This window comes from Thermodesulfobacteriota bacterium, assembly GCA_035325995.1.
Lineage (GTDB): Bacteria > Desulfobacterota_D > UBA1144 > Nemesobacterales > UBA2774 > JADLGH01.
The window spans coordinates 253,719-274,900 of the sequence record DAOKYU010000004.1 but is presented as its reverse complement, the minus strand read 5'-3'; the positions used below and the strand labels follow the sequence as shown (position 1 = coordinate 274,900).

At 53.5% G+C, this 21,182-nt stretch carries 14 protein-coding genes; 11 read left to right on the top strand and 3 right to left on the bottom strand.

Annotated features, from left to right (window positions below; translation table 11 throughout):
* Positions 1-93: 93 nt before the first annotated feature.
* The 6 genes from PKC29_07750 to PKC29_07725 all read left to right on the top strand — a co-directional run bounded on the left by PKC29_07750 (position 94) and on the right by PKC29_07725 (position 7,424).
* Positions 94-1,743 (top strand): GMC family oxidoreductase, encoded by a 1,650-nt coding sequence (locus PKC29_07750; GenBank protein ID HML95310.1) that lies wholly within the window; start codon positions 94-96, stop codon positions 1,741-1,743.
* Positions 1,744-1,873: 130 nt separating this feature from the next.
* Entirely contained in the window at positions 1,874-3,331 is a 1,458-nt protein-coding gene (locus PKC29_07745) for a VCBS repeat-containing protein (protein HML95309.1), read from the top strand.
* A gap of 44 nt (positions 3,332-3,375) precedes the next feature.
* Entirely contained in the window at positions 3,376-4,077 is a 702-nt protein-coding gene (locus PKC29_07740) for a glycosyltransferase family 2 protein (GenBank protein HML95308.1), read from the top strand.
* The gene (locus PKC29_07735) at positions 4,058-5,401 is read left to right on the top strand and encodes a glycosyltransferase 87 family protein (protein ID HML95307.1); all 1,344 of its coding nucleotides are present in this window, start codon (positions 4,058-4,060) and stop codon (positions 5,399-5,401) included. The genes PKC29_07740 and PKC29_07735 overlap by 20 nt, the downstream gene beginning before the upstream one ends.
* Before the next feature lie 12 nt (positions 5,402-5,413).
* Positions 5,414-6,724: a phospholipid carrier-dependent glycosyltransferase gene (locus PKC29_07730; GenBank protein ID HML95306.1), complete on the top strand. Its 1,311-nt coding sequence runs from the start codon at positions 5,414-5,416 to the stop codon at positions 6,722-6,724.
* Between the two features lie 82 nt (positions 6,725-6,806).
* Complete coding sequence (locus PKC29_07725; protein ID HML95305.1) at positions 6,807-7,424, top strand: GtrA family protein; 618 nt, start codon at positions 6,807-6,809, stop codon at positions 7,422-7,424.
* Between the two features lie 5 nt (positions 7,425-7,429).
* Here the strand turns inward: PKC29_07725 and PKC29_07720 are convergent, their stop codons facing one another.
* Positions 7,430-8,641, bottom strand: coding sequence for a hypothetical protein (locus PKC29_07720; GenBank protein ID HML95304.1), 1,212 nt, complete (start codon positions 8,639-8,641; stop codon positions 7,430-7,432).
* Between the two features lie 67 nt (positions 8,642-8,708).
* Positions 8,709-9,404, bottom strand: a complete 696-nt coding sequence (locus tag PKC29_07715; protein HML95303.1) for a polyprenol monophosphomannose synthase — start codon at positions 9,402-9,404, stop codon at positions 8,709-8,711.
* A gap of 360 nt (positions 9,405-9,764) precedes the next feature.
* On the opposite strand from PKC29_07715, the gene PKC29_07710 reads away from it, so the two are divergent.
* Positions 9,765-11,276, top strand: a complete 1,512-nt coding sequence (locus tag PKC29_07710; protein ID HML95302.1) for a glycosyltransferase family 39 protein — start codon at positions 9,765-9,767, stop codon at positions 11,274-11,276.
* 124 nt (positions 11,277-11,400) lie between these two features.
* Here PKC29_07710 and PKC29_07705 read toward each other — a convergent pair whose 3' ends face one another.
* Positions 11,401-12,501 carry a mannosyltransferase family protein gene (locus PKC29_07705; protein HML95301.1) on the bottom strand — a complete coding sequence of 367 codons (1,101 nt, stop codon included), beginning with the start codon at positions 12,499-12,501 and terminating at the stop codon, positions 11,401-11,403.
* 101 nt (positions 12,502-12,602) lie between these two features.
* Between PKC29_07705 and PKC29_07700 the strand changes: the two genes are divergently transcribed.
* From PKC29_07700 to gltB, 4 genes are all read left to right on the top strand, one after another.
* Entirely contained in the window at positions 12,603-13,853 is a 1,251-nt protein-coding gene (locus tag PKC29_07700) for a hypothetical protein (protein ID HML95300.1), read from the top strand.
* A gap of 16 nt (positions 13,854-13,869) precedes the next feature.
* Positions 13,870-14,502: a type II CAAX endopeptidase family protein gene (locus PKC29_07695; protein ID HML95299.1), complete on the top strand. Its 633-nt coding sequence runs from the start codon at positions 13,870-13,872 to the stop codon at positions 14,500-14,502.
* A gap of 132 nt (positions 14,503-14,634) precedes the next feature.
* The gene (locus tag PKC29_07690; protein ID HML95298.1) at positions 14,635-16,365 is read left to right on the top strand and encodes an NAD+ synthase; all 1,731 of its coding nucleotides are present in this window, start codon (positions 14,635-14,637) and stop codon (positions 16,363-16,365) included.
* Between the two features lie 195 nt (positions 16,366-16,560).
* Complete coding sequence (gene gltB, locus PKC29_07685) at positions 16,561-21,162, top strand: glutamate synthase large subunit (GenBank protein HML95297.1); 4,602 nt, start codon at positions 16,561-16,563, stop codon at positions 21,160-21,162.
* Positions 21,163-21,182: the final 20 nt, after the last annotated feature.

Here is a 21,182-nt window from a genome sequence, read left to right as displayed (position 1 = left end):
ATCTCCTTTGAACACCCATAAAGTAAAACCTATGGTATAACTTACAAATTGACTTTGTGCAATAGTTTATTTATATTATGAGCCTCTCGTATAATGCCTGCAAAAAAGCAAAAATATGACTGTATCGTTATAGGTTCCGGCCCCGGCGGGGCGCCGTTTGCGTGGCAATTGGCTGCAAACGGAATGGACGTTCTCATGCTCGAAGCCGGCCCCAGGTACGATCCGTACACTGCCTACGCGCTCGACGAGACCGACTGGGAAACAAAGGGCTTTCCGGAAATAAAGCGTATCCGCAACACGTTCGGGAAGCAGCAGCCGCTCGACCTCAAGTACGAGAACCTGAGGTCCTGGAACAAGGCCGTCGGCAAACTGAACCGAACCAAGGAAAGGAAATACCTGAAATACCAGCACGTGGCCGGCATCGGTGGAACGACCCTTCACTTTCAGGGCGAGGCCCACAGGCTCAACGAAAACGCTTTCCGTATGAAGAGCCGTTACGACGTGGCCGTCGACTGGCCCATAGGATATGACGACCTCGAGCCGTACTACTCCAGGGCCGAGACGGTGCTCGGCGTCGCCGGGCCGGAAAAGGTCCCCTACAGGCCGAGAAAAAAACCTTTCCCTTTAAAACCTCACAAGCTCAGCTATGCAAGCCGGATAATCGAAAAGGGGTGCAAAAAGCACGGTCTCGGGCTCACGCCCAACTCCGTTGCCATACTCTCCGAGGCCTACCGCGACGCACCGCCCTGCAATTATTGTAACGGCTGCGTGTGGGGGTGTCCCAGGAAGGACAAGGGCAGCGTCGACGTCACATTCATGCCGCTCGTTCAGGAAACGGGTAAGTGCGAGATACTTGAAAACGTCTTCGTCACGAGAATAGAGGTCGAAAAGAAGAACGGCTCCCGCAAGGCCAGGGGAGTTGTCTATCACGACAAGGGCGGCAAGGAGCACTTCGTAAGCGGTGATTACATTGCCGTTGCCTGCGGAGCCGTCGAAACACCGAGGCTTTTGATTAATTCCGAAATCAACAACAACGATCTCGTAGGGAAGAATTTCATGGAAACGACTTTCTACGAGGCCGTGGCATTTCATCCCGAAAGGCTCGACTCTTACCGCGGCATCCCGATGGACAGCATCATCTGGGAATGGAATACCCCCGATCCGAAAAGAGGTTTCCCGGGCGGTCTCAGGATGTTCCCGACAGCCGGGAGCGCTCTCGGGCCGATAAGCTACGCTCTAAGGTATAGCCCGGGGTGGGGGGAAAGCTTCGTAAAGGATGTCGAGAAGTGGTTCGGCCATGCGGTTGCCGTGGGCGGAATAGCCGAATTCTTGCCAAACGATGACACTTTTGTCTCTGTAAACCCCGATGTAAAAGACGAATACGGGGCACCGGTTGCCGTGATACAGTCTTTTCTTGGGGAACCCGAGCTTAAGTGTATCGAATTCATGGCGTCGAAGTCTAAAGAAATTCTCGATGCAAGCGGCGCCGGCGAAGTCGTCGAGGAAGTATCGTCCTATGACTTTTTCTCCGCTACACACGTTTACGGAACGTGCAGGATGGGTAAGAACAGGGAAAACTCTGTTGTAGATCCTTCAGGGAGGTTCCACGGCATCCCGAACCTTCTCGTAACGGACGCGAGCGTTTTTCCGACATCCGGCGGCGGCGAGGCTCCGTCGCTTACAATCGAGGCGCTAAGCCTGAGAGCCGCCGATTTGCTATTGAAAGAACTTAAAAAAGGTTGACCCTCTTTTGAGTCTATTGTCATACAAAACACTTCCGGTACTACTCTTTATTTCTATACTCCTTGCCGGTGCCGATGCCCGGTCCGAAGATCGAGTCCCGCGGTTCACCGACGTCAAAAGCAAGGCGGGGGTGAAAACTCCCCAGGCGCTTGGGCAGACGTCGGCATGGGGTGATTATAATAACGACGGATGGCTCGATCTGTTGATTTCTGATATATCGAGGCGCACTCCGGGACGGGGCTCGCGCGCACGTTCATACGGCTCGCGCACAGGATATCAGAAAAAGGCCCCGGAACAAGAGGCTGCGGAGAGCAAGCCCCCACAGCTCTTTTTCCTGTATTCGAGCCGGGGCGGCAAAACCTTCGCCGAGGTATCCGGGTCCGCCGGTCTTCCCGATATCGGGATAAACTCGTCTGCGTGGGCGGATTATAACAACGACGGCTACCTGGACCTCGTCCTCACTTCCATCGAAGCCGGCGCGCCCCCTCTGCTCTATAAAAACTCCGCCGGGTTTAAATTCGAAGACGTTTCCGGCGCCGCGGGGCTTACTGAAGAAGGTTCCGTCTCCATGAACGTTACATGGGCGGATTATGACCGCGACGGCTTCCTGGACCTGTTTCAGGCGGGGAGGGGGAAGTCGTTTCTCTACCGCAACAACGGCGACGGCACCTTCAGGAACGCGACCGAAAAGCTGCCCCTCGGTGAAAGAACCTCTGCCTATAGCGCCGTCTGGTTCGACGCCAATGGTGACGGTTATCCCGACCTTTTTTTAGGAAACACCGGTCTTAACGACTTCTATCTCAATAACGGCGACGGCACCTTCAAAAACGCCACCCTAGCCTCGGGGCTTGCCGGGGAAGAAGGCTGGAGGTCCGCGGCGGCGTGCGCCGGGGACTACAACGGCGACGGCTACATCGATCTCTACGTCGCAAATCTCGGCCGGGATGCCAGAAACGCACTTTATAAAAACAATGGCGACGGCACGTTTACGGACGTCACCGAAGAAACGGGGACAGGCGATGTGGGCGATGGAAGGACGTGCGCCTGGGTCGATTTCGATGCCGACGGCAGGCTCGATATATTCACCTCGAACCATACCTATCCGAACAAGTTCTACAAGAACCTTGGCGACGGGAAGTTCACGGATGTCGCGAAGGAAGCGGGTCTCGACCTTCCCAAGGACATTTTCTCCGCCACGTGGGGGGATTATGACCGCGACGGTTTCATCGACGTCTTTCTTAACGGCCATATCGGCACGGCTCTTATGGGAAACGGCGGGAACGGCAACAACTCCATCACTCTTAAGCTCGAAGGGAACGGCAAGACGACGAACACCTCGGCCATAGGCGCCCGCGTCGAGGTAAAGACGCCCGCTGCCGGCCTTCAGGTAAGGGAAGTCTCGGGCGGGAAGGGGTGCTGCGAGCAGGATATGCTCCCCGTATATTTTGGCCTCGGGGGTGAGAAAGCGGTGGATATTGTGGTAAAATGGCCAGGAGGCGAGACATGCAGGTTCGAGAAAACACCGGTCGACAAAAGTAAGCAGTTTATAATCCGCGAGGCAGGCTGCAAGCTCATTCCTTCCGGATAGCTATCCGAGAAGTATAAAGCTCACGCGTTAATTGAAACAAATAAATGGCTAATATATCCCTATCCGTAGTACTTCCGGCACACAACGAAGAAGAAAATATCGCGAATACGGTTTCGGGCTGCCTCTCTTACCTCAGCTCAAATTTCTCCGAATACGAAGTCATAGTGGTCAACGACGGCTCGCGTGACCGTACGCGCGGGATAGTCGAGGAGCTTTCCTCGAAGAACCCGGCCGTCGTGCTCGTAAACCACGAAGTCAACAAAGGCTACGGCTCCGCTCTCAGAAGCGGCTTCGACAAGGCCTCCCTCGATTACGTCTTCTTCATGGACAGCGACGGCCAGTTCGATATAAAGGACCTCGACAGGCTTATTCCCCTCACTGGCGGGAACAATGTCGTCATAGGCTACAGGGAAAACAGGGCGGACTCCTTCATACGCTCGCTCAATGCCTGGATGTACGGCCTCTACATCCGGCTCGTCTTCGGCCTCTCCGTGAAGGATATGGACTGCGCATTCAAGATATTCCCGACGGAAGCGTATCGTAAAGTAAGGCCCATCAAGGCGGGCGGTGCGCTCTTCAGCGCCGAGTTCCTGATAAAGCTAAAGAGGGTAGGGTACGTCTTCAGAGAGGTTCCCGTGAGACACTTTCCACGCAAGTTCGGCACCCAATCGGGCGCAAACCTAAAGGTTATACTCCGGATGTTCAGGGAATCATGGAAGCTAAGAAATGAGCTCAGGAACAGCTGACAGAGCGGGCTTCCTGAAAAATCCCGCAGCCTTTCTTGTTATCATACTTGCGGCGGGATTCGCCCTTCGTATTTTCCTCTCGCTGTTTTTAACGTACGAACCTGACTTCAATACCTGGCGGGTCTGGGGAATGCAGATGTCTGAATCAGGGTTCGGCAAATTCTACGACCGTCACTGGTGCGACTACATGCCCGGCTATCTCTATGTCCTCTGGTCGCTCGACGGCATCTACAAGGCGATACCGTGGTTTCCGGTGGAGATTCTGTTCAAGCTTCCCGCGAACCTGGCCGATCTCGGTATCTCCGCACTTATATTTTTCTGGGTACGGGGAATCGCCCCGGCGAAGACGGCTCTCCTTTGCGCCTCCGCCTATTTTTTCAATCCGGCCGCCCTCTCGAATTCCACATTCTGGGGTCAGGTCGATTCCTTTCACGCCTTTCCCATAATGCTCTCCGTCTTTCTCGGCCTCCGAAGGAGGTTCTTCCTCTCGGGCCTCTTCATAGCGCTCGCTTTCATGATAAAACCCCAAACAATAGTCGTCTTTCCTGTTGTCGGGCTTTTGGCCGCAAGGCCGGCTATCGTTCCCCGTCTTGATTTCAGGCTCGAATCGATCCGTCCGGTAATCCTGTTTCTCGTCGCTGCCGCAATAACGATATTTATAGTCTCGCTGCCATTCATCTGGAACAAGCTCGATTCGGTGACCTCTGCCTTCACGGGCCCACTGGATCTGATAACAAGCAGGTTCCATGCAGCATACGGGGAATATAAATATACCTCCCTTAACGCTTTCAATATCTGGGGCGCCGCCGCGATGTGGATGAACGACGAAATCGTCAAGCTCGGCCTTGCCCTAAGAACCTGGGGCACTATAGCATTCACGACGTTCTACGCTTTCGTAAGCTGCCTTCTCGTGTTCTTCACGGTGGTGAAGTCCGATATAAAAAAAGATTATGCCTACCTTGTCCCGGAAGCCATCACCCTCATACTTTTCGCCCTTTTTCTCATCGTCACCCGGGCCCACGAGAGACATCTCCTCCCGGCAATCGCATTTTTCACGCTGATAGTCTTCCGTTCTTGGATATTTTGGTGCTTATATGCTATTGTGTCGTGTGTTTACGTAATTAATATGGCATATTCCCACTTACAGCTTGTAACAAAGTATGCCGGTGTACAAACAGTTCTCGGGATTTCGGAGAATTTGGCTAGGGTGTACATATGGATCATGGTGCTCTTGTATGTTGCTGCGTTTCTTGTAATATTCCGGGATTATGTCGTAAACGCGATCAATTATAAAAAACCGATATTTCCCCTTCACGGCAATTAAATCCGGAAAACGATGAATTCAGATTCCTTTATACGTAAATACAAAATCGAAATTCTCCTCCTCCTGGTGCTCACGTTCAGCATCGGCATCAGGATGTATAACCTCGAAAGGCCCGAGAGCTACTACTTCGACGAGGTGTACTTTGCCTTCACCGCACAGGAAATGGCTAAGGGGAACCGTGCGGCATGGGAAAGCTGGGCTACGGCGCCTAAAGACCTGGCTTACGAATGGACGCACCCTCCCCTGGGTAAGGAAATAAGCGCAACGGGCATATTGATATTCGGGCCGAACACCCTGGGCTGGCGCTTTTTCCAGGCGCTCTTCGGCGGTATGGGGGCCCTGTTCATGTATCTTCTCGTCAGGAATCTATTCGACAGCGAGACCGCCGGGCTCCTGGCCGCGCTCGTTTACAGCTTCGACGGCTTTTTCTTTGCCCTCAGCCGAATAACAATGGTCGATATATTCATGGCCGATTTCCTTATGCTGGCCTCGCTGTTTATCGTCAAATACGCCCGTACCAGAAAGAATATCTACCTCATGCTGACCGGTTTATTTTGCGGCCTTTCCATGTCCATAAAATGGAGTGGCGTTTACATATGGGAATTTCTGGCCGGGGTCGGACTGTTCCTGGTTTACTACTATGAGATTTACAAGGCCGATACCAGGGACGGGAGCTACCTGCTTTCGCTTCTAAAAATAGTGCCCAGGCTGTTTGTGGCCTTTGTTCTAATACCGATAGTCGTATACATTCTGACTTACCTGCCGTTTTTCTACCACGGGAATTCCTTCATGGATTTCCTCACCATGCAGCAAAATATGTATATATACCACGGCGGCGTTACCGAAACTCACCCCTATCAATCGCCCTGGTGGCAGTGGCCGCTCCTGTTAAGGCCGGTCTTTCTGTTCTACGACGAGCTGGGCGAAGGGCTGAGGGCCTACATCTACCTCGTGGGAAATCCGTTTATATGGTGGACGGGAATTCTCTTTTTCATGCTCGCCGTGTACCAGGTATTCAAAAAGGAATATCCGCCGCTCCTCTTTGCGATCGTGAGCGTATTCGCATACTGGCTGCCGTGGGCCTTTTCGCCGAGGAAGATAGTATTCATTTATCACTTTACGCCGTCGCTCGTCTTCGTATTCGTTATAATCTCCTATTTTCTCTGGAAATTGTGGGAGGACTCCCGTAAGGGCAGGATAATCGCCATAGCCTATTTATTGCTGGCTGCGGGGGTATTCTTTTATTTTTATCCCGTGCTCACCGCGGTACCGATCGGCGAGTCGGAAATCGACCGCTTTATGTGGCTGAGCACATGGAGATAATTCGTTAACGCCAACGCATGAACTGTATCGCGGTACCCTGCTCTGTCCCGGGGATAGACCGCAGGAACTCGATATGACTACAATGAACAGAACAGACCTTATCTGCTCGCTTATAATCGGTTTTATAATCTCGATATTTCTTCTGGCCATATGGGGTTCGCTCAGAAACGACGTGAACATGCCGCACGTATCCTACTACGTCGTCGTCCCGGTTCTGTTCATAATCATTCCCTTTTCGGTCGCCCTCGGGGTTTACGCATCGTCTCATCTCGGAAAGAGATGGCGGATACTTTTTCAGTTCGGGAAGTTCGTTCCGATAGGGGTTTCGAACACAGCCATAGACTTCGGAGTCCTTAACTTCCTGATGTTCATCTTTCACGTCGAGAAGGGTTACTCCTTTTCAGCCTTCAAGGGCATCTCGTTTTTGTGCGCCGTCTCGAACAGCTACCTCTGGAACAAGTTCTGGACGTTCGAAAGCAAGGAAAGGGACGGCATGGGAAAGCAGTTCTTCAAGTTCATATTCGTTTCCTTCGTGGGGCTTCTTATAAACGTCGCCGTCGCATCCTACATAGTCAATGTCGTCGGCCCTCGCTGGGGCATATCGCCCCTACTCTGGGCGAACATAGGGACGCTCGCGTCTATAGTGCTGGTTATAATCTGGGATTTCCTGGGCTACAAATATCTCGTCTTCAAGAAATAAGCCGCCTAATACCCGACCCATCCGAACTTGTTGATCCAGAGGACGCCCCACAGGTTTACGGCTATGCCGAGTGATATAAGCGTAATGTGGTGCCACCTGATCTCGTCGCCTATCCCTTTTATAGTCAGTATGAACAGGAAGGGGTAGAAATCGAGTGCGAATCTATATCCGAACTGCATGAAGCCCCATGTTCCGTGGCAGAAATTTACGAACGCTATGAGCGCTATGGATGCCCAGCAAGCCGCCATGAGCCTGCTCCTGCCCGCAAAAAACGCGTACACGAACGCCGGCGTCGTGATCCATATAGCCATGCCGTGCCATGAAGGGGTTACATACGGGAACTCGTCTATGAACCTCGGCAGCCCGGCGAATATTACTTTAAGATTTCTGGGCATATAGGTAATATCGAATATGCCCTTTTGATACCATACCTCGTCGAGTATTCCGGGAATGAGGTAATACGAAAGGTCGAACGGCGAGCCGAACCTCAGGTAGTTATAACCTGCGTTAAGAAGAACGAAGATCCCGGCACCCAACCCGAGCCAGATCAGGGGGACGAGGTTTATCCTCCCGAGGAGGCTTTTCCCAGGGGCAGGTTTGTACCACCTGTCAATGTACATTATCAAAAAGAAGGGGAAGGAAAGGATAGTGGGGAGCCGCGTCCAGTAAGACACCCCGAGGGCGAGGCCCGATGCGAGAGGCGGCGCGTTTCTGAGCGCTAGCAATACTGCCAGGAATAGAAACGTCAGCGAAACCGTGTGCGAGAACATCCATACCCCTCCCGACGACGCTGTCCACCAGTGAATCGTTCCGAATCCGAACATCGCCGTCGCCCAGAGCCGGATACTTCTTTTGCCGGTCAGCTCCCTCGCGACCAGATATGCCAGGACGACGTTCACGCTGCCAAGGACAATGGATATAAGGGTCTGGTTCGTCGACAGGCCGAATATCGCGACGACGGGCATAATGATTATCGCCGGCACGGGCGGGGGGACGACGTAAAACCTTCCGTCGAGCGGGACGAGCTCGATGTGAGAGACATTACTTAAAAGATAAAGCCTTCCGTGAAGAAACGCGTCCGCGAGCCGGACAAAGTTGTTATACGGGGTGGGCGGCCCTTCCTGCATGAGGTAGTACACCGCGAAAGTCGCGATGAATACCCCGGCACATATAAGTGCCGTCGTCTTTCCCGTTTCGGTGCCTGTTACGCTTTTCATCTGGGAATTCCGATCATACGATGCCGGCGGAGGACTGAATCAGGATTTCCTGCCCGCCGCCCGATATTTACGAGAAGGCTTTATAGGCGTAAAGCCTCGCTACGTGCAGAAGATAGTCGATTATAACCCCGCTCCCCAGCTTGGTTTCTCCATAAAGACGGTCCCGGAATGTAATCGGCACCTCGACCACCTTGTCGTATTTTCCCCTTACGAGTATTTCGAGGGCTATCTTAAAGCCGAGCGGGTTCAGATTTGCATCTTTTATGACTTCCCTTTTCAGGAAGAAGAATCCCGACATCGGGTCTTTTACGCTCGTAAGGCCGCGTACGGCCAGGGTCGCGAGCCTGGAGGATATCTTCCGCCGTATGGGCCAGTCCTCTATGCCGCCTTCGCTGACGTATCGGCTTCCTATGGCGATATCGGCCTCGCCCTCGATTATCGGCGCCACGATATCCGGGATCGATTCGGCCGGATGGCTGAGATCGGCGTCCATGACCCCGAGTATGGCGCTATCGGAATTCCTGAAGCCTTCGAGGACTGCCGATGAAAGCCCCCTCTCGTTCATCCTCCTTATTATTTTAAGGCCCGCGTATTTATCCTTAAGCCCCTCCGCCACCCTCCACGTGCCGTCCGGTGAATTGTCGTCGACTATCGTTACACTCCCGTCGAGCCCGTGCTCGGCGAATATCCTGTACACGTTTTCGAGGAGTATGGGCACATTTTCGGCCTCGTTGTATGTCGGTATGACGAGCGTAATATTCATGAGTCAGGGGGAAATTATATCATTTAAATGTCATACTTCTACTAATGTCCATGATCTGCTGCAACTTGAGGTCCTGGAGAAGGTCTCAAGGCCCGATACCTTCTCCAGGATTAAAAACCATTGATAAATCGATATAATCAAAGGTTGACAATGAAACCAATAAGATGTATTTGACTACAATCTCAGAATCAAAAGTGTGAATTGTATGAGGATAAAACCACCAGTTTTGTCGATTAAAGCTGAATTTGCAGTTAATATGAAGTGATCCGGTAGTAAAAATAAACGCTACAACACTGTGTAATTTCAATATCCCACAGCCTAAATCAAATGTACGCAAATAAGGTTAAATCACTATGTGGATTGAGTTCAAATTTCATAAAAACCTATTTGTTTCTTATTCTGATCCTATTATTGGCCCTCTTCTTGAGGAGCTATGATTTATCAAATAATCCACCTGAATTATTTTCGGATGAGCTGATCAATTTTGTTTCAGCAAGGAGCATTGTCGAAACAGGTAAAGATTTACATGGAAACCTCAAGCCCTATTTCTCGGATAATACAGAGCTAAGGCCGCCTGTCTATGGTTACACATCTTACTTCTCCTCTCTTTTGTTGGGAGAAAATGCAATAGGGATAAGGGCACCATCCGTCATATTCGGACTGCTGTCTATACTTGCTCTCTATCTCCTCACTTTAGAAATCTTCAGAGATAGGCGTGCTGCCCTGTCTTCGGCTTTTTTCCTGGCTATCGTACCATGGCACATTCATTATTCCCGGGTAGGTTGGGAGCCTGGTTCCTTTCTCCCATTCCTGCTTTTTTCCTCTTATTTTTTTGTCTACGGAGTAAACCGGAATAAAAAATATCTCGTGGTTTTATCTTTCTGTTTATTTACTTCAACGATCTATACTTATCAAACGGCGCCCCTGTATTCGTTTCTTTTTTTATCGTCGTTATTTCTGCTTCACTGGAAATATTTTCTGCGCGAAAAAAAATTACTTTTGTCCTGTGTTTCTATTTCACTGATCCTGGTAAGCCCATATTTATGGACGGTTTTTAATGAACCGATGCTCTATACCAGGGCTCGGCATATAAGCACGTTTAAAGATGGGTTGAATGCCGGGGCATTATCGACGTTCGCATATAACTATATCAGTCATTTTAATCCTCGATTTTTGTTCATTTCGGGAGATCCGAATTTACGGCACGGAGCCGGTGTTGGGACCATTTACTGGATAATGCTTCCTTTAATATTAGCGGGGCTTGTGTTTATAGTTACTTCTAATATTCCGAAACGGTACAAAATTTTCATAGCTTTCTGGATCGCGATTTTTCCTTTGGGAGGCTCACTCACAAACGACGGGGTGCCGCATGCAACGAGAACGCTCCCGGGCGCGCCTCTTCTATGTCTGCTGAGCGGCCTGGGTTTCAGCGTAATTTACCAATTCCTGAAAGACAAATCGCACAAGGTTGCATTTTCTTACTCGTTTGTCGTTATTGTAGTTCTCGTTTCTCTTCTTCACCTGGGTTTCTTTTCCAGGAATTACTATTTTGAATATCCCAAGAAATCCGAAATGGTTTGGGGGTATGGACAGAAAAAGATCTTTGCGATTATAAACAAGATTCAGGGAGACTATGATCGTGCATGTTTGGATAACCTGAATTATACAAACGAGCTTCAGCTTGCCGATTATTATCTAGAGTCTACACCCCTTGAAATCATTTCAGGTGTCAACGATTTCAAGTGCCGTAAACAGGGAAGTATCATCGTCCAATGGGCAGGTAACCGAAATAAAAGAAGACACATGCGTTTAATTGATACCGTAACTAATCTTGAAGGTGAAATTATTTATAATGTCTATATTGTCGATTAAGGCAAATGGGTTGATTTCACTTTGCATTGACATGACAGAACCATGTTGTTCTAACGTTCTGCGTTAGGCAGAAGTGGAAGGCAATCTTGATCGTCATTTGTTTAGAGTTAAGAATTATTGTTTGTTAAAACGCCCACTTGAATCTTACGAGCTGAATCAGGAGCAGTGCATAGAGCAGAATCGAGGAAAAGGTGATAATAAAATTCACTGCTCTTCGCCGTCCCAGAACGGACATCGACAGGAATATAGGAAATACGACGAGCAGGTATCTAGGAATGCTCTGCCACCACCACGTTGACGTCATGACGAGCCAGCTCAAGAGGGCTAATACACCGTAGGAAACGCGCACCCTGAGAAATGCGTATATAGATAGCGCGAGCCCGAGGAACACGAAGAATATCTCGAACCACCCGGTCAACGTCGCAATCTCGGGTTCCCTCGACACCATTGTGTTATAGGTCAGTAAGAATCCGTTCCACGGCAAGTCGAGCCTCTTTCCCCAGTGCTCCCTCTGAATCTCCAAAAATTTAAACGGGTCTCCGAACGTCATATAATTTATTCCCAGATAAAACAAAAACCCGACAACCGTAAGCCCTATCCAGAGGACGTCCTTCTTCACTTCCCGGATTTTGTAATTTCTCTGTGCCAGGTATTCGACGATGAGGGCGGGGATGAGCACTATTCCGGTTATCCTTGTTGCCGAAGCCAGCAGCCCGAACGCACCGGAAAGCGCCCAGCTCCCTCTCCGGGCGTAATAAAAGCTCGCTATCGCCAGGAACAGGAAAAGGCTTTCCGTGTAAATGGCGTGGAGGAAGTAAGCCGTCGGGAAAATGACCATATATACCAATGCCCTCCACGAATCTCCCTCGTCGTAATCCAGCCTTGCCAGCTTGTACATGTATACGGCAGCCCCGGCGAATGCCAGATTGGATACCCAGAGCCCGGCCGCTATATGGCTTCCCACGAAAAAGGCTGCGATCTTTATCAGCAGAGGATAGAGCGGGAAGAAAACGATCTGGAGGTTCCGCTCGTCCACCGCCGAGCTCGTATACCAGTCCCTGGCGATCTCGACGTAATGCTGCGCGTCCCACGTGTACCATAGTGGGAAAAAAGCCGGGTATTCGTTTTGGAAAATTACGTATGCTATATACGAGAAGAAGAACGTGGCTGCGGTGGAGAATATAATAACCAGACTTATGTCTACGAAGGGGCCTCTATTCTTCACTTTTTTTATATTACCACCCGTATGCGTTATTCTATAGCAGTTTTTATGACATCCGGGTAGTTTTTCTGAACCGTCCGAATATCGATTCTGGGGATCCGGAAATGGAAGACCGGCACGATACTCAGATTGCCAATGCGAATACCAATGCGGACGAAAGCTCCGGCCGCCTGTCTCCGGCCCTGACCGCTGCGCTCCTCTTCCTGACGGGTGCGGTCGTCTACTACTGGAGCCAGCCGAAAACAGTAAACCCCTTTAATTACTTCGAATACCTGGCTGACGCAATCTTGCATGGAAGGCTGGATATAAAAGGCGCCCCGTTTTACTTCGAGGAGCTCGTCCGGAGCGGGGACAAGTCCTATATTATATACCCTCCCATCCCGGCCGTGCTTCTTCTGCCCGTTGTCGCTATAACAGGCATATGGGCGAACCAGCTCTTCCTGTCGTTTCTGCTCGGGGGGCTCAACGTCTCCCTCGTCTATCTCACATTCAGAAGGCTCACGGACGACGTCGAGCTCCCCGTTTGGATGGCCGTGCTCCTCGGCTTCGGCACGATTCACTGGTACACGGCCTCTATAGGCTCCGCGTGGTACCTCGCCCAGATAACCTCGTTTTTCTTTCTGATGCTGGCCGTTTATTTCGCCGCCGCGCGCCCTGTGCCGCTCGCGTCGGGCCTCGCCCTCGGGGCCTCTTATCTTTCGAGGCTGACGACGATACTCTGCTTTCCGTTCTTCGCCGTCATGCTGTACGGCCAATCCGGCCGCACCGGGCTCTTCGAGCGGCTGAGGCCGGTGCTCCCGTTCTCGGCAGGGGCGGCCATTTTCGTTCTGGTAAATTTCGTCTATAACTACGTACGATTCGGCTCGCCTTTCGACGTCGCTTACACGCTCCATACCATATCCGCCGCCAAGGAGAAGGTATCCCCGTGGTTCGACCAGGGACTCTTCAGCCTCTCGTACGTGAAGTACCATCTCTACACTTTTCTGCTGGAGCCGCCTTATTTTATGGATAAATGGCCGTATGTCGTCCCTTCCATGACCGGCCTTTCCGTGTTCATAACGACCCCCGCGTTCCTCCTCGTTCCCTTCGCCGGGGTGAAGCGTCGGCTCGCGCTCGCTTCCTGGGCGGCCATAATCCCGACAGCGTTTCTCATATTCATAAAGAGCGGGACCGGATGGACGCAGTTCGGCTACAGGTACGCCCTCGATTTTTACCCCTTCCTCCTCATGCTTACCTTTCTCGGAACCGGCGGCAGACTCAGGTGGTATCACAAGGCCCTCATAATTTTGAGCGTGCTCGTGAATCTCTGGGGCGTCCTCTTCATCAATAAATTCGAGTGGTATAAGCTATATTGACCCTGCGAAGGGGGTTATGTATTTTTACGCCCTGACCGATATGAACAGCCGCACAATGCCCGGATACGCAGTCCCCTTGGTAGTCTACGCGCTTGTTATAGCGGCCATATTCGTAATGAGGCTCTTTCTGCCGTGGCCGTACGTCGTGTCCGTATCGGCGCTCATTATGCTGGCCGTCCCCTTCTTCCTGAAACCCGAATCGCGCGACCTCAAATGGCACCCGAGGGGGATTCTTCTCGGGCTCCTCGTATCCGCCGTGCTCCTCGCGGCGTACGTCGCCGTAATATGGGGTTACGGGCACTATTCGGGGCAATCGCTCACCATAAACAAGCTTTCCTATTCGTTCATATTGATACAGCTCCTTCTCGTAGCGCTCCCCGAGGAGGCGTTTTTCCGGGGTTACCTCCAGCACAAATTCGGAAACAGCATAAAAAGCGTCGTTATCGTAAGCGCCCTCTTCGCGGTGGGCCATTTCGTGACAATCTGCCTCGGGGGCGGGCACGGCGCCGGGCTCTGCGCTCAGGCCATACTCACGTTCTTCCCCTCGCTCGTGATGGGATACCTCTATCTTGCCACTGGTACGCTGTGGGCCGGAATTATCTTTCATTTCCTCGCGAACGTGGTGCATATCGCCGTCGGGCTTTCCTGATTCCTCTCCCGCGTTTTCCCGTCTTTTTACGCCGGGCTTTCCCCGTGAGCCAGAGTTGCGTTAAAATACTGTAATAATTACAATCGTCTTATCACGGTAATGTTACGTACCGAGCGGACGTGCCGGAGTAGCATGAGAATAGGGCTTGCACAGATAAATTTGAGCGTCGGAGATATCGGCGGTAACCTCGGTAAGATCCTTTCATACATGGAATCCGCGAGGGCCGAAGGGGTGGATATACTCTGCTTCCCCGAGCTCGCCGTGACGGGCTATCCGCCCGAAGACCTTCTTTTAAAGCCGAGCTTTATAGGCGACAACCTCAAAGCCGTCGACGAGGTCAGGAAGGCGTCGACAGGCGTTACGGTCATACTCGGCTTTGCCGACAGGGACGGCGACATCTACAACGCCGCCGCTATACTCCACGACGGGAAGCTCGTGGACGTCTACAGGAAGCACTACCTCCCCAACTACGGCGTCTTCGACGAGAACCGCTACTTCCAGTCGGGCACGAGGACGCCCGTTTACAGGCTCGGGGATACGATATTCGGCGTCAACATTTGCGAGGATATCTGGTATCCTGGCGACCCGACGAGAAAGCAGTCGGTCCTGGGCGGCGCGCAGTTGATCATAAACATCTCCTCCTCGCCTTACTACCTGTCGAAGGTGAAGGCCCGCGAGCAGATGCTCGTCACGAGGGCCAAGGACTATTCCGCCATGATAGCCTACTGTAACCTCGTGGGCGGCCAGGACGAGCTCGTTTTCGACGGGCACAGCGTCGTCATAGGCGAGCGCGGCGAGATTCTTGCGCGGGGGAAGGGTTTCGAGGAAGATTTCATCGTCGCTGACATAAACGCGTCCCGCGTATTCAGATCGCGCATACACGACCCCCGGCGGAGAAAGGAGCAGCTTCTCCTGAGCGCCCACTCCGGGGACGTCGAGCTCATAGACATCGAGGGCGGAAAATCCGGCAAGGGGGGCAAGCCCGAAGTAGTCCGGGTCGTAAACGGCTTCCAGCCGGTCGAGGAAGAGGTCTTCAGTGCGCTTATTCTCGGCACGAGGGACTACGTGCGGAAGAACGGCTTCACGAAGACCGTCATAGGCATGAGCGGGGGTATAGACTCTGCCCTCGTGGCCGTTATAGCGTCCGAAGCTCTCGGCAGGGAAAACGTGACCGGCGTCACGATGCCGTCCCGCTACAGCTCGGAGGGGAGCGTAGCCGATTCCGAGGAGCTCGCCCGGAACATCGGCATCGAGCTTCTCGAAATTCCTATAGAAAAGGCCTTCGGAGCATTTAACGACATGCTGTCGGACGTATTCTCCGGGCTCGGGCCCGACATGACCGAGGAGAATCTCCAGGCGAGGGTGAGGGGCAACATCCTGATGGCCCTTTCCAACAAGTTCGGATGGCTCGTCTTGACGACGGGCAACAAGAGCGAAATGAGCGTCGGCTACTGCACGCTATACGGCGACATGGCGGGCGGCTTCGCCGTCATAAAGGACGTGCCCAAGACGCTGGTCTACAGGCTCTCGGAGTACTACAACAAATGGAAGGGGCGGGATATAATCCCGGGGTCTGTCCTGACCAAGCCCCCTTCGGCCGAGCTCCGTCCGGGCCAGCTCGATACGGACTCCCTCCCGCCGTACGAGGTGTTAGACCCTATCCTAAAAGCCTACGTCGAGGACGACCTCAGCGTCGGCGAAATCGTGTCCCTGGGCTTTCCGGTGCGGACGGTGAAGGATATTATAAAGATGGTCGACCGGAACGAATACAAACGCCGGCAGGCCCCGCCCGGGATAAAGATAACCGCAAGAGCGTTCGGAAAAGACCGCCGTTTCCCCATTACGAATCTCTACAGGGAATAGAAATCTCGCCCCGGACTTAGCGTAAAATCGCGTTTTATGATATAATAAATTCCGGGGTTCTCGAAAGTTTTTCCCGTGTTGACTTGTGCCTGTTTTCATCTAATCTTAATTTTGGGTTAATCGGCTTATACCGCGGGTCAATCCTTCGAATTTATACGTTTTTTGAGAAAACTGGGACCTCAGGAAGGTGTTACTATGAAGCCCTTTGGCTACCCGAAAAAGCAGGGTTTATACGACCCCCGATTTGAACACGATTCGTGCGGTATAGGGTTTGTTGTAAACGTAAAGGGAAGAAAATCGCACGGCATAGTGGCCGACGCACTCACGGTGCTGAGAAATCTTCAGCACAGGGGAGCGTGCGGTTGCGAAACAAATACCGGCGACGGCGCGGGCATCCTGATGCAGATGCCCCACAGGTTCCTCGAGAAGGTTGCGAAGGAATCCGGTGTCAGCCTTCCCGCGGAAGGCGAGTACGCCGTAGGCATGGTCTTCCTCCCTCCGGACGAGGGGGAAAGGGCGGACGCCGTATCGGTTCTCGAAAGGATAATAAAAGAAGAAGGGCTCCAGGTCCTCGGCTGGCGTAAAGTGCCGACGGACAATTCCTCGCTCGGCGAAACGGCCAGGAAGGGCGAGCCCGGCGTCATGCAGGTCTTCGTATCCCGGAGCCCCGGGCTCGGGGACGGCATGACCTACGAAAGAAAGCTCTACGTCATAAGAAAGAGAGCGGAAAACGAGGTAAGGTTTTCAGGGATGCAGGGAGGGGAATTCTTCTACGTCCCCAGCCTCTCTCACAGGACGCTCGTCTACAAGGGGATGCTCACGACCTGGCAGGTCGAGCTTTACTACCCCGACCTCAGCGACCCGGACATGCAGTCGGCCATAGCGCTCGTCCACTCGCGCTTCAGCACGAACACGTTCCCTAGCTGGGACAGGTCGCATCCGTACCGCTATATAATCCACAACGGAGAAATAAACACGCTCAGGGGCAACATCAACTGGATGCACGCCAGGGAGGCTATGCTCGAAACGGATCTCTTCGGCCCCGATCTCGAAAAGATATTCCCGATAATACAGCCCGACGGCAGCGACTCGGCCAACTTCGACAATTGCGTCGAATTCCTGACGCTCGCGGGGCGGCCGATAGAACACACCGTCATGATGATGATCCCCGAGCCCTGGTCCAACCACGAGACCATGAGCGAGGAGAAAAAGGCCTTTTACGAGTACCACAGCTGCCTCATGGAGCCGTGGGACGGTCCCGCTTCCATAGCGTTTACGGACGGGTTCAAGGTCGGCGCGGTTCTCGACAGGAACGGCCTCAGGCCCTCGCGCTACTACCTTACAAAAGACGACGTCGTGATAATGGGCTCCGAAGTCGGGGTACTCGAAGTCCCCGCGGACCAGATCGTCCACAAGGGGCGGCTCCAGCCGGGGAAGATGTTCCTCATCGACACCATAGAGGGCCGCATCGTCGAGGACGACGAGATAAAGGGTAAGTTGGCCGGCGAGAAGCCATACAGAAAGTGGCTCGACGATAATCTCGTCAACCTCTCCGACCTCCCGGAATCGAACGGCGAAGCCGCCGGCGGGGTCTCGCACGAAGATATACTCCAGAGGCAAAAGGTCTTCGGATACACGTTCGAAGAGCTAAGGGTCATTCTGGCCCCGATGGCTACGAACGGCGTTGAGCCCATAGGCTCTATGGGCAAGGACACACCCGTGGCCGTCCTTTCGAACAAGCCGAGGCTTCTTTACGAGTACTTCAAGCAGCTCTTCGCGCAGGTTACGAACCCCCCGATCGACGCCATCAGGGAAGAGCTCATCACGGCTACCGAGGTCACGATAGGGCCCGAGAGAAACATCCTCGACCCCCGGCCCGAAAGCTGCCGCATGATAAAGCTCGACAGCCCGATACTGAGCAACCAGCAGCTCGAACGCATAAGGGCGCTCGACAACAATACGTTCAAGTCGGAAACCCTTCCCATGCTCTTTCCGGTTGCCGGGGGCAGCGGCGGCCTCGAAGACGCCCTGAAAGACCTTTTCACCAAGGCCGACAAGGCGATAGAAGACGGAGCAAACCTCCTCATACTCTCCGACAGGGGGTTTGACGAGGAGAACGCGCCGATACCGGCGCTCCTTGCCGCATCCGGGCTTCACCACCACCTTATCCGTAACGGCAACAGGCTCAAGGTGGCGCTCATCATAGAATCCGGCGAGCCGAGAGAGGTGCATCATTTCTCCCTTCTCATCGGCTACGGCGTAAGCGCCATAAACCCCTACCTCGCCTACGAGACCCTGGGCGACATGGTAAACGAAGGGCTTCTCAAGAACATAGACAAGAAAGCAGCGGTCAAAAACTACATAAAGAGCCTCGTAAAGGGCGTCGTCAAGACGATGTCCAAGATAGGAATATCGGCCGTCCAGAGCTACCACGGCGCGCAGATATTCGAGGCGATAGGGCTTAACCACGAATTCGTTGACAAGTACTTCACCTGGACCCCTACCAGAATCAAGGGGGTCGGAATAGAGGTCATAACGAAGGAAATAATCATGCGGCACGAATCCGCATACCCGGAAAGGGGCACACATCCCCTCACGCTCGACGCGGGAGGCATGTACCAGTGGCGCTCCGGCGGGGAGCATCACGCCTTTAACCCGAAGACCGTGCACATGCTCCAGAACGCCTGCCGCTCCGGGAGCTACGAGGCGTTCAAGAGATTTTCCACGCTCGTCGACGACCAGTCGAGAGACCTCCACACGCTAAGAGGATTATTCGAGCTGAAATTCGAATCCGATCCGATTCCGATAGACGAGGTCGAGTCCGTCGAATCCATATGCAGGCGGTTCAAGACGGGGGCCATGTCCTACGGCGCCATAAGCCAGGAGGCCCACGAAAGCCTCGCCATAGCCATGAACCGGATCGGCGGCAAGAGCAACACGGGCGAGGGCGGCGAAGACCCGGCCCGTAACATCCCCGATGCGAACGGCGATTCAAAGAGGAGCGCCATCAAGCAGGTCGCTTCCGGAAGGTTCGGCGTCACGGGCGAATACCTCGTCAACAGCGATGAGATACAGATAAAGATCGCGCAGGGGGCCAAGCCCGGCGAGGGCGGCCAGCTTCCCGGCAAGAAGGTCTATCCGTGGATCGCCAAGGTCAGGCTCTCGACGCCGGGAGTGGGACTGATTTCACCGCCGCCTCACCACGACATCTATTCCATCGAGGACCTTGCCGAGCTGATACACGACTTAAAGAACGCGAACAGGCACGCGAGGATCAACGTAAAGCTCGTCTCCGAGGTTGGGGTGGGCACCATAGCCGCCGGAGTGGCCAAGGGGCACGCCGACGTCATACTCGTAAGCGGCTACGACGGGGGCACCGGCGCATCGCCGCAGTCGAGCATTCAGCACGCGGGCCTCCCGTGGGAGCTCGGCCTGGCCGAGACGCATCAGACGCTTCTCGTCAACAACCTCCGGAGCAGGGTCATCCTCGAAACGGACGGCCAGATGAAGACCGGGAGGGACGTCGTCATAGCCGCGCTGCTGGGCGCCGAAGAGTTCGGCTTCGCCACCGCGCCGCTCATCGTCCTCGGATGCATAATGATGCGCGTCTGTCATCTCGACACCTGCCCCGTCGGCGTCGCCACGCAAAACCCTGAGCTCAGGAAGAAGTTCACGGGCGATCCGGGGCACGTCGTAAACTTTATGCGCTTTATCGCGGAAGAAGTGCGCGAGCTCATGGCCCAGCTCGGATTCAGGACTATAAACGAAATGGTCGGGCGCACAGACAAGCTCGAAATGAAAAATGTCATCGACCACTGGAAAGCCAGGGGCATAGACCTCTCGGACATACTCTACGAGCCGGACGTCCCCCAGGACTGGGGCAGATACAACCAGGTGGAGCAGGACCACGGGCTCGAGTCGTCGCTCGACATGACGACGCTCCTCGACATATGCAAGCCGACCCTCGAAAAGGGCGAGCCTGTCGAGGCCATACTGCCTATCAAGAACGTGAACAGAACGGTCGGCACGATTCTCGGGAGCGAGCTCACCCGCAAGTACGGGAGCACGGGCCTTCCGGAAGACACCGTGCGGCTTCACTTCATGGGCTCCGCGGGACAGAGCTTCGGCGCGTTCGCACCGCGGTTCATGACGATGATACTCGAAGGAGATTCCAACGACTACATAGGCAAGGGGCTCTCGGGCGGGAGACTGATCGTCTATCCCCCCAAAGGGTCTATGTTCAAGGCCGAGGATAACGTCATAACCGGCAACGTCGCCTTTTACGGTGCTACGGGCGGCGAAGCGTACATACGCGGCATGGCCGGCGAGCGGTTCTGCGTCAGGAACAGCGGCGTTCATACGGTAGTCGAAGGAGTCGGCGACCACGCCTGTGAATACATGACCGGCGGACGGGTCGTAGTTATCGGTCCCACAGGAAGAAATTTCGCCGCCGGTATGTCGGGGGGAATAGCATACGTCCTCGACGAAGAGGGCAATTTCCCGATTCACTGCAACACGGATATGGCGGCGCTCGAAACACCCACTGAAGAAGACCTGGAAGAGATAAGGAACATGATAAAGCGGCACGTCGAGTACACGCATAGCGAAAGGGGCAAGGATGTTCTCTCGCGCTGGACCACTCTCTCGGAAAGGTTCGTGAAAGTGATGCCCAAGGACTACAAGCGAATGCTCGAAGCCATCAAAAAAGTCGAGCAGGCCGGGCTCAGCGGTGACGAGGCTCTGATGGCGGCGTTTGAAGAGAACAAAAACGCCCTGGCCCGTGTGAGCGGTAATTAGCTCCCCCTCAACCACACAAT

Excerpts from the sequence above, each read along its gene's own strand:
- PKC29_07750 (HML95310.1), top strand. The coding sequence starts at position 94 with ATGCCTGCAAAAAAGCAAAAATATGACTGTATCGTTATAGGTTCCGGC.
- PKC29_07740 (HML95308.1), top strand. The coding sequence starts at position 3,376 with ATGGCTAATATATCCCTATCCGTAGTACTTCCGGCACACAACGAAGAA.
- PKC29_07735 (HML95307.1), top strand. The coding sequence starts at position 4,058 with ATGAGCTCAGGAACAGCTGACAGAGCGGGCTTCCTGAAAAATCCCGCA.
- PKC29_07730 (HML95306.1), top strand. The coding sequence starts at position 5,414 with ATGAATTCAGATTCCTTTATACGTAAATACAAAATCGAAATTCTCCTC.
- PKC29_07725 (HML95305.1), top strand. The coding sequence starts at position 6,807 with ATGAACAGAACAGACCTTATCTGCTCGCTTATAATCGGTTTTATAATC.
- PKC29_07720 (HML95304.1), bottom strand. The coding sequence starts at position 8,641 with ATGAAAAGCGTAACAGGCACCGAAACGGGAAAGACGACGGCACTTATA.
- PKC29_07715 (HML95303.1), bottom strand. The coding sequence starts at position 9,404 with ATGAATATTACGCTCGTCATACCGACATACAACGAGGCCGAAAATGTG.
- PKC29_07700 (HML95300.1), top strand. The coding sequence starts at position 12,603 with ATGGAAGACCGGCACGATACTCAGATTGCCAATGCGAATACCAATGCG.
- PKC29_07695 (HML95299.1), top strand. The coding sequence starts at position 13,870 with ATGTATTTTTACGCCCTGACCGATATGAACAGCCGCACAATGCCCGGA.
- PKC29_07690 (HML95298.1), top strand. The coding sequence starts at position 14,635 with ATGAGAATAGGGCTTGCACAGATAAATTTGAGCGTCGGAGATATCGGC.
- gltB (HML95297.1), top strand. The coding sequence starts at position 16,561 with ATGAAGCCCTTTGGCTACCCGAAAAAGCAGGGTTTATACGACCCCCGA.